Source organism: Mesonia hippocampi (genome assembly GCF_014197445.1).
Lineage (GTDB): Bacteria > Bacteroidota > Bacteroidia > Flavobacteriales > Flavobacteriaceae > Mesonia > Mesonia hippocampi.
Map to the genome: position 1 here is coordinate 255,904 of NZ_JACIFO010000003.1, position 11,063 is coordinate 266,966.

Sequence of the window (11,063 nt, forward strand, 5' to 3'; positions counted from 1 at the left end):
GCATGAAAAAACCCAGCATTCTTCTTGCAGACGATCACCCTTTAATTCTAAAAGGAACTACCGATTTTCTCGGCAGCAAAAATTACCCCATACTCGCTACCACCAACAACGGACAAAAAGCCTACAACCTTATTGTAAAACTAAAACCCGATATTGCTATTTTAGATTACGATATGCCCAAGCTTAACGGACAAGAAATTGCCTTAAAAATTAAACACAACAAGCTTGCCACCAAAGTAGTGCTACTTACCCTACACAAACAAGAAAGCTTATTGCATGAAGTTGGCAAAAGCCTTACGGCTTACCTTACTAAAGATGCCGCTTTAGAAGAACTAGAAACCTGCCTAAACACCATCCAACAAGGGGATACTTATATTGGTAAACGGCTACAAAAAAACACACAACTTAATACAGCTAGCCAAACATTGGCAAAACTCTCTACCACCGAGGTAAAAATACTTAAATACATCAACCAAAACCTTACCAGCACACAAATAGCCGAAGAGCTATTTATATCTAAACGCACAGTAGAGAAACACCGCAGTAATATTATTAGAAAACTAGGTTTAGGCTCTACACCAAATGCGTTAATTATATGGCTAAAGCAACAACCTACTATATTTGATTAGAAAAGCGCATCATAACTTTCGTTATACTTTTTACGCAAACGCTGTTTTGCTTTTTTTACAGCCGCGGGGGTTACCCCTAATATATTAGCTATCTCTATATTGTTAAGTTCCATTTTTTGTAAAATAACAATACGCAGGTGAGATTCGGTAAGGTCCGGAAGTTGTTGTTTTAGGTTAAGGTAAAAATCAGATTGTTCTTTTATAAACGCTTCTTTAAAGGCATACCAATTCTCGTCTGTCATTAAATGTTCTTCTAGCAATTGGCGTAACAATTTATTTTTCCGTTCTAGGTATTTTGAGGGAGATTTCCCTATCTTTTCTATCTGTACTTCTAGCTTTGCTACCTGTTCATTTTTTTCTTGCAAGTACCTTTTATAGCTTTTTAGGGTTTTATGGGTTTCTTCTAGCCTTTTTTCCGAAGCGCTTTTTTCTAACCTAAAGCTTAGCACATTACGTTGGTAGGTTGTTTCCTGAAGCTTTAGTTTTCTATTATACAGTATAATTGCCAATACACATACTATAAATAACAAACTACAAAACACAATAAGGGTAATACGCAATAGTTTTGCTTTTTCTAATTTTGCTTGTTTTGCCGCCAATTGTAAAGCAAAGTTTTGGTTTTGCAGGTTTTGGTTTATTTTCACAATTACCTCCTCCCCGTCTGTTACGGCAAGGTGCTTGTATATTTCGTCTAAAGCCCTATGGTTGGTTAGCTCTGTTAGCGTATCGCCTTCTAAGGCGGCTAACTGAATTTTATGTTCTATTATTTCTTTTTCAAAACCTTTTAAGTAATTTTTAGATTTTGCATAAGCTTCGGCTTCGGCTATATTTTGTTTTGCTTTTTCTAGCTTTTGTTGTTTCAGGTAAAGCTCGCTTAGCAATATTTGGGCATACATGCTGTTGCGGTAATCTCCTTCTTTTTTAGAAATTTTTATATCCTCCAGCAGGAGCTCTTCTGCCGTAGTTAGCTCTTTTTTTTCTATAGCAATTATTGCTAGCTCGCCCAAAGCTTTTGCTTTACGCACATCATCGCCTATTTCTTGGGCTATACATTTGGCTTTGGTATAATACTCTTCGGCTAGGTTTGTTTTATTTAATAGCGCATGATGGTAACCAAGCGAAAAAAGTATTTCGGCATAGGTTTTAGATTTTTTGGGGGTTATTTTTTTTGCTGCTTCTAAATAGGAAATTGCCATTTCTGGCTCGTTTATATTTCCAAAAAAATAGGCATTACGAAGGTACACTTCTGTAGGGCGCAATAAATTATTGCTAGGTACCTCTCTTAATTGGAACGAACTTTTTAAAAAGTAATTATACGCCTTAGCTAGCTCGCTATATGTATAATAATAAAACCCACAGCTGGTATTTACCCAGATAGAAAGTGCAGGATTATCTAGTTTATCTAACGCCTGTATTGCTTCCTGGTAGTGGGCTGTACTTTGGGCATTTAAGGCATCGGTTTGGGCGGCATACTTCTCGGCAAGTACAACGTTATATATAATATGTAATGCTTGTTTATCTTGGGGGGTTTCTAAATAGTGTTTGGTTAAAGCTGTTATGGGTAAAGCCCTATAAGTTTCTATATGCTTTTCTAAAGTTTGCACAGAAGTAACTTGAGCCATGAGCATTACAGGGCACAATATAAGTGTATACAATAAAATGTTAATTGTACGGTACATAATATAGCTTCAGATAAGTTGTAAAATTAACCATTGTTTTACAATAAATCTACCTTACTGAGTTTTAATATAAAAAACGCTATTCTTTTTTGCACTCAACCCAGCCTAAATTTTTATATAAATTTTGTTAAAAATAACATTTTTTAAACAAAATCCTTGTTGTTTTTAAACAAACCCCATCAGATTCCTAGTAAATCCTATCAACTTCCTAGTAAATCCTGTTGGGTTTTAGGTAAATCTTGTTTGGTTTTAGGTAAATCCTATCAAGTTTGGAATAAATCCTGTCGAGTTTGGAATAAATCCTGTCGAGCTCGGAAAAAATCTTATTAAGTTTAGAGGAAATCCTATTGAGTTTTGAGTAAATCCTATCGGGTTTTAGGTTATTTTAATATAAAAAAACACACTTTATACTTATTTTTTATCAAAAAACCTAGATAAACCTATAAAAATACAGAAGACTTAATTAACTGATTTACAGATACATAATTTACATATAAAATTTGTCCCCTTTTTGTCCCCCCCTTGCGTACCTAAAAAAACACACAACAACTCTACTTTTATAACTTAATAACCGCAGCGCAAACATTTTTTGTGTTGCCTAAATATTAGGATTATGGCAAAGTATAAAATTTTAACCAATTTCTCGAGAAACAAAACAAGCTTATTACTAGAGAAAGCCTCTAGCATTGTAAAACAAATGACAGGGAATCCTAACTTTGAAAACCCTATTCCTAGCCTAGCCGAAATAGAAGCAGCTATAAACATTTTAAATGAAGCCAACATAGCAGCACAAGATGGCAACAAAACAGCAAAAATTATCAGAGACGAGAAGCACGCCAATTTAGCCTCTATGCTTTACAGGCTTGCTTTATATACAGAGATGCAAGCCAGCGATAACCTTGCTATTTTAAGCAGCTCTGGCTTTTCGTTACGTAAACGCCCAGAACCCATTGGAATATTAGAAAAACCCAAAGGCTTTAACGTACAACCCACTCATAAAGGCAGCATTAAACTTAAACTCAGCGCCATAAGAGGCGCAAAAAGCTACCTATACCTCTATAAAAAAGAAACCGACGAAAACTGGACCACCCTAGTAGGCACTAGCACAAACATAAGTATTAACAACCTAGAAAGCGGAGTTGCATACCTGTTTAAAGTAGCAGGGGTAGGCAGTGCAAAAGAACAAGTATTTAGTAACCCTATAAAAAGTTTTATCCTTTAATTACATTAATTACATCATGAAAAATTACTACCAAACAGGTTTATATACCAAAGGTATATTTATTTTACTGTTTACACTATGGGCTGCTTACCCCGGTATGGCACAATCGCCAAGCAGCAGCATCTACGTAAACAAAAATACCGCAGAAGGCACACAACCAGAAGATTCCTGGCAAAATGCCAGCCTAGAACTTACCCAAATTCTAAAAACAACACAAACACAAACACAAACACAAACACAAGCACAAACACAAGCACAAACACAAACGCTTAACAGCAGCAACACCACCAAAAGCCCTTGGATAAACACCAACATAACGCTTAACAGCAGCTCACAAACGGCACAAGCATCAATGCCTAATAACAGCATCCATTACAGCAACCTAGCCGTAAATGACGCTAACACCTACATAAACTCCTGGACAAACACCAGCCTAATGCTTAACAGCATCTTACAAACGGCACAAATATCAATGCCAAGTAATGGTATTCTTTACGTAAACAAAAACGTAATTGGTGGTAATGGCTCTGGAGATTCTTGGGCTAACGCTATCCCAGAACTTGCCGATGCCTTACTATGGGCAAGAACAGAACAGCACATTAACAACAATTGGTTACAAAACGATAGTTTACAAATTTATGTAGCCAAAGGCACATATAAGCCTTTATACAGTGCAAAAGACGGAAACTATACTGCTAACGAAAACCGAGATAACGCTTTTGTAATGCTTAAAAATGTACAATTGTACGGTGGGTTTGCAGGTACCGAAACCTCTTTAGCCAATCGTGATTTAAGCATAACCGCAAACGCCAGCATTTTAAGTGGAGATTTGAATGGTGACGACATAATAACAGGAAACGCAGATACCCCTATTACCAATATCGACGAGAATGCTTACCACGTAGTTATCTCGGCGGGCGATGTAGGCAATGCCTTACTAGATGGGTTTAGCCTTACCAGAGGTAACGCCAACGGGACTTACGCCATATACGTTAATCAAGAAACTATTGGCCACAATGTTGGTGGAGGAATATATAACCACGCTTCTTCGCCAACACTAACCAACCTAAACATTACAGAGAATAATGCAAAAGCCGGAGGTGGAATAGCTAACTCGGGTAATGCTTCGCCAACGCTAACCACTCTAACTATTACAAACAACACCGCACATTTTGGAGGAGGAATATTTAACAATAGCGCCTCGCCAACGCTAACCAGCCTAAGCATTACAGGAAATACAACAACCTATAATGGAGGAGGAATACATAACCAAAACGCTTCTTCGCCAAACTTAACCGATGTAACTATTACAGCAAATACAGCACGATCAGGTGCTGGTATAAATAACCTTACTTCTTCGCCAACGCTAACCAACGTAAACATTACAGGAAACACAGCAATTACAGCAGGTGGCGGAATGAATAACTATAACTCTTCACCAAGCTTAACCAGAGTAACTATTACAGCAAACACAGCAAACAATAGCGGTGGAGGAATGTATAGCGACTCCTCTACACTCAATCTAACCAACACAAGCATTATAGGGAACATAGCAACTAATGTTGGAGGCGGAATATATAGCGACTCCTCTACACTCAATTTAACCAAGGGAGAGATTACAGGAAATACCGCAGAAAATGGAGGAGGAATATATAGCGACTCCTCTACACTCAATTTAACCAACACAAGCATTATAGGGAACATAGCAACTAATGTTGGAGGCGGAATAGTAAATGATAACTCCTCACTTAGCTTAACCAATGTAACTATTACAGGGAATACAGCAAACCAGATTAGTGCAATGCACTCTCAAAACAATTCAGCAATAACCATAAACAACACACTTGTTTGGGGGAACACAAACTACAATAACAGCACCTATACCTTTAGCTACTCGCTAATAAAAGGAAACAACAATACAAACAACGGCAACATCAATGCAACAACCTTAAGTGCTACGGATATTTTTACAGACCCCGCTAATGCTGATTATAGCTTAAAAGATGGCAGCCCCGCTGTAAATACAGGAGATAACAGCCTTTACACCAACGCAGGTGGAGACCTTAATAACGATACCGACCTTGCTGGCAATCCGCGTTTGTATGATAACATAATAGACATGGGTGCTTTTGAAAGCCAAACCCCTGCCATTATTTTAACCCCAGATGCTAACAACATTCTTTATGTAAATAAAAATGTAAACACCAGTACCAGCAACAACTCTGGAGACTCTTGGGCTAACGCCATTCCAGAACTTGCCAATGCCTTAAAATGGGCAAGAATACAACAAGATGCAGACAGCTCGGTTTTTAACACCCAAGCCCTACAAATTTATGTAGCCAAAGGTACGTATAAGCCTTTATACAGCGCCAAAGACGCAAACTACAGCGCTAACGAAAACCGAGATAACGCCTTTGTAATGCTTAAAAATGTACAATTGTATGGTGGATTTGCAGGTACCGAAACCTCTTTAGCCAATCGTGATTTAAGCATAACCGCAAACGCCAGCATTTTAAGTGGAGATTTGAATGGTGACGACATAATAACAGGAAACGCAGATACCCCTATTACCAATATCGACGAGAATGCTTACCACGTAGTTATCTCGGCGGGCGATGTAAGCAATGCCTTACTAGATGGTTTTAGCCTTACCAGAGGTAACGCCAACGGTATTTACGGCATCTCTGTTAATCAAGAACTTGTTGGACAAAATTTTGGCGGGGGAATATATAACCTCGCCTCTTCGCCAACACTAACCAACCTAAACATTACAGAGAATAATGCAAAAGCCGGAGGTGGAATAGCTAACTCGGATAATGCTTCGCCAACGCTAACCAATCTAACTATTACAAACAACACCGCACATTTTGGAGGCGGAATAGTTAATGATAGCGCTTCGCCAACGCTAACCAGCCTAAGCATTACAGGAAATACAACAACCTATAATGGAGGAGGAATACACAACCAAAACGCTTCTTCGCCAAACTTAACCGATGTAACTATTACAGCAAATACAGCACAATCAGGTGCTGGTATAAATAACAATACTTCTTCGCCAACGCTAACCAACGTAAACATTACAGGAAACACAGCAATTACAGCAGGTGGCGGAATAGCTAATGCTAACAATTCTTCGTCTAGTTTAACTAACGTAACTATTACAGCAAATACCGCAAAGTTTGGAGGCGGAATGAATAACTATAACTCTTCACCAAGCTTAACCGGAGTAACTATTACAGCAAACACAGCAAACAATAGCGGTGGAGGAATGTATAGCGACTCCTCTACACTCAATCTAACCAATGTACACATTTCAGGAAATACAGCGAGTTCTGGAGCAGGAATGTATAGCAACTCCTCTACACTTAATTTAACCAAGGGAGAAATTACAGGAAACATAGCTAACAATAACGGTGGTGGAATATATAGCAACTCCTCTACATTCAATCTAACCAATGTACACATTTCAGGAAATACCGCAGAAAATGGAGGAGGAATAATAAATTGGAATAATTCGTCTTCTAATTTAACCAATGCAAGCATTATAGGGAACATAGCAACTAATGTTGGAGGTGGACTAGCAAATGATAACTCTTCACTTAGTTTAACCAATGCAACTATTGCAGGAAATACAGCAAACCAGGTTAGTGCAATGCACTCTCAAAACAATTCAGCAGCAACCATAAACAACACACTTGTTTGGGGGAACACAAACTACAATAACAGTACCTATACCACTAGCTACTCGCTAATAGAAGGAGATAATAATACAAACAACGGCAATATTGATGCTACGGGCTTAAACGAAACCGATATTTTTACAGACCCTGCCAATGCTGATTACAACCTAAAAGATGGGAGCCCTGCTATAAATACAGGAGATAACAGCCTTTATACAGGTGATATTAATAACGATACCGACCTTGCTGGCAATCCGCGTTTGTATGATAACATAATAGACATGGGTGCTTTTGAAAGCCAAACCCCTGCCATTATTTTAACCCCAGATGCTAACAACATTCTTTATGTAAATAAAAATGTTACCGGAGGTACACAAGCAGGAGACTCTTGGGCTAACGCCATCCCAGAACTTGCCGATGCCTTAAAATGGGCTAGAACACAACAAGATGCAGATAGCTCGGTTTTTAACACCCAAGCCCTACAAATTTATGTAGCCAAAGGTACGTATAAGCCTTTATACAATGCCAATGATGGAAACTACACCAATGATGCCAACCGCGATAATGCTTTCGTGATGGTTAAAAACGTACAACTATACGGAGGCTTTGACCCTACCAATGGTGTTACCAACTTAAGCCATACCCGAGATTTTTCTGAAACCACAGGAAGCATTTTAAGTGGAGATTTTAACAATGATGATGTTGTTACAGGTAGCGGTGCTTCGCTTAGTTTTAGTAATAACACCGAAAACGCTCACCATATACTTATAGCTGCAGGTAATCTTGGCAATGCCCTACTAGACGGATTTAGCCTTATTGGAGGAAATGCAGATGGAACTAATCCTATCCTCGTTAACGGGCAAGATATATATAGAAGTCACGGTAGCGGAATGTATAGCAAATCTTCGTCGCCTAGCTTAACCCATGTAACTATTACTAAAAACAACGCAAGCCATGGAGGTGGAATCTATAATTTTGATTCCTCTTCGCCAAGCTTAACCAATGTAGTTATTACTAAAAATAAAGCCCTTAATAACGGAGGAGGAATACGTAACAACAAAAATTGCTCTCCTAGCTTAATTAATGTAAACATTACAGAGAACCTTGCAGACTATGGAGGCGGAATTTATACCGAAAACAACTCTTCGCCTAGCCTAACCAACGTAACTATTACAATAAATCACGCAACAACTAATGGTAACGAGATCTATAATACCTCTTCCTTAACCATAAACAACTCTATTGTTTGGGGAGGTATAGTTAATAATAACGGTAATTACACTGCAAACCACTCACTAATACAAGGAAATAGCAATACTGCCAACGGCAACATCGATGCTACAGGTTTAAGCGCTACTGATATTTTTACAGACCATGCCAATGCTGATTATAGCTTAAAAGATGGAAGCCCTGCTACAAATACAGGTAGTAATAGTCTTTATACAGGGGATATCAATAACGACACCGACTTAGCAGGAAATACACGTTTGTTTGGTAGTACTATAGACATCGGAGCTTTTGAAAGCCAACATATTATTATTAGCCCAGATGCAAACAACATTCTTTATGTAGATAAAAATGTTACTGGAGGTACACAAACTGGAGATTCTTGGGCAAACGCCATCCCAGAACTTGCCGATGCCCTAAAATGGGCAAGAACAGAACACGATGCTAACAACAACTGGCTACAAAACGATAGTTTACAAATCTATATAGCCAAAGGCACTTATTTGCCTCTTTACAATGCTGCCGATGGACAATATACCAACAACGGAAACCGTGACAACGCTTTTGTCATGGTTAAAAACGTACAGCTCTACGGAGGCTTTGACCCTACCAATGGTGTTACCAACTTAAGTCATACCCGAGATTTTTCTGAAACCACAGGAAGTATTTTAAGTGGAGATTTTAACAATGATGATGTTGTTACAGGTAGCGGTGCTTCGCTTAGTTTTAGTAATAACACCGAAAATGCTTACCATGTACTTGTCTCAGCGCGTAATGTAGGTAATGCCTTACTAGATGGGTTTAGCCTTACTGGAGGAAATGCTAGTGGAAGTAATAATATAACCGTTAACGGACAAATTATATGGAGACATTATGGCGGTGGGATGTACAATAATTATTCTTCACCAAGCTTAACCAATGTAAACATTGCAAACAATACAGCAGCTAATGCTGGGGGGATGTATAATACTAATTATTCTTCGCCTAGCTTGACCAATGTAACAATTGCAAACAACACAGCAAATCAAGGCGGTGGGATGTATAATGGTTATTATTCTTCGCCTAGCTTAACCAATGTGAATATCATTAAGAATAACTCAACTTATCGAGGCGGCGGAATATTCAACATGTCAGGAAATGGAACCTTTACCAATACGACTATTGTAGGAAATAGTCCGAATGCTATTTATGCTTATGGCTGGACCTTCTGGAACAACAGCATTGTTTGGGGAAGTATAGATGGCAGCAATTACACCGCAAAACACTCACTAATACAAGGAAATAGCAGTACTGCCAACGGCAACATCGATGCTACAGGTTTAAGCGAAACCGATATTTTTACAGACCCTGCTAACGCTGATTATAGCTTAAAATACAATAGCTCAGCCATAGATGCAGGAGATAATACCGCTTACACCAACGCAGGTGGAGACCTAAATAACGATACCGACTTAGCAGGAAATACACGTTTGTTTGGTGGTACTATAGACATCGGAGCTTATGAATATTATGGAATAAAAACCTATTGGACAGGTAGCATAAATACCGATTGGCATACCGCAGGAAACTGGACAAGTGGGTTACCTAGCACTACCAGCAATGCCGTTATAGACCAAGTTATCAACCAACCTTTGGTTGCTGCTACAAACTCAGCAGAAGCTTACAGCATTGTAATCAACCCAGGAGCAAGCCTATCTGTATTAGGAGAGTTAAGTTTCCAAACAAGTTTAACCAATCACGGAGATTTATTATTCTTAAGCAATGCCAACGCCACTGGTCAATTAACCGAGCTTCCTGAAGGAGCAAGCATCACCGGAAACCCTGCAGAGGTACAACGTTATATTCCTAGCGGAACAAGAGCCTTTAGGTTCTTATCGTCTGCCGTGAATAGTACCGATAATATCCATACAAACTGGCAAGAAGGTGCTTTAAACAACACCGATAATCCTACGCCTGGTTTTGGTACGCATATTACAGGAGATGCAGCTGGTTTAAACGGTTTTGATGCAACGCCTAGTGGTAATGCCTCTTTATTTGATTTCGACAATGCCACCCAAACTTGGAGTGCTATCACCAATACCGATGTGAATACCTTAACTATTGGGAAAGCTTACCGCTTGTATGTACGTGGTGACCGTAGCATCGATGTAACTTCGAATGCAGCAACACCAACGGCTACCACCTTAAGAGCTAAAGGTAGCTTACACACAGGAAACTTTAGCCTAAGCAACCTGAGTGGAACTGCTGGCGGATTTAACTTTGTAGGAAACCCGTACCAAGCTACGGTAGATATGAGTCAAGTAGCAATACAATCAACCAACATTGCTACCAATTATTACTGGGTGTGGGACCCTAACTTAAACACCGAAGGTGCTTACACCACGGTAGATTTAAGCAACGGAAGTCCGCTACCAACTACCTCTGCTGCTAACCAATACCTACAACCTGGGCAAGCCGCTTTCTTAGCTACAGCAAACAATGCCAATGCTTCGATTTTGTTTAAGGAAGAGAATAAAGCAACAAGCCAAAGTCCTACCAACGTGTTTAATGTGTACAATCCTACTAACGCGATGTTAGACATTAGTTTATTGCATGCCGATAACATCTTAGCAGACCAAACGCGCAT

Annotated in this window: 4 protein-coding genes; 3 read left to right on the top strand and 1 reads right to left on the bottom strand. The window is 39.0% G+C overall.

Annotation, left to right across the window (positions count from 1 at the left end):
- Positions 1–2: 2 nt before the first annotated feature.
- Positions 3–629, top strand: a complete 627-nt coding sequence (locus tag GGR32_RS05385; protein ID WP_183477162.1) for a response regulator — start codon at positions 3–5, stop codon at positions 627–629.
- Here GGR32_RS05385 and GGR32_RS05390 read toward each other — a convergent pair.
- Positions 626–2,308, bottom strand: coding sequence for a coiled-coil domain-containing protein (locus tag GGR32_RS05390; protein WP_183477163.1), 1,683 nt, complete (start codon positions 2,306–2,308; stop codon positions 626–628). The two genes, GGR32_RS05385 and GGR32_RS05390, sit on opposite strands and share 4 nt — an antisense overlap.
- Before the next feature lie 613 nt (positions 2,309–2,921).
- On the opposite strand from GGR32_RS05390, the gene GGR32_RS05395 reads away from it, so the two are divergent.
- The gene (locus tag GGR32_RS05395; RefSeq protein WP_183477164.1) at positions 2,922–3,530 is read left to right on the top strand and encodes a fibronectin type III domain-containing protein; all 609 of its coding nucleotides are present in this window, start codon (positions 2,922–2,924) and stop codon (positions 3,528–3,530) included.
- A 16-nt stretch (positions 3,531–3,546) separates the two neighbouring features.
- On the top strand, positions 3,547–11,063 hold a 7,517-nt coding region (locus GGR32_RS05400; protein WP_281372602.1), incomplete at its 3' end, for a choice-of-anchor Q domain-containing protein.

Coding starts and splice junctions, on each gene's coding strand:
- GGR32_RS05395 (WP_183477164.1), top strand. CDS start 2,922: ATGGCAAAGTATAAAATTTTAACCAATTTCTCGAGAAACAAAACAAGC.
- GGR32_RS05385 (WP_183477162.1), top strand. CDS start 3: ATGAAAAAACCCAGCATTCTTCTTGCAGACGATCACCCTTTAATTCTA.
- GGR32_RS05390 (WP_183477163.1), bottom strand. CDS start 2,308: ATGTACCGTACAATTAACATTTTATTGTATACACTTATATTGTGCCCT.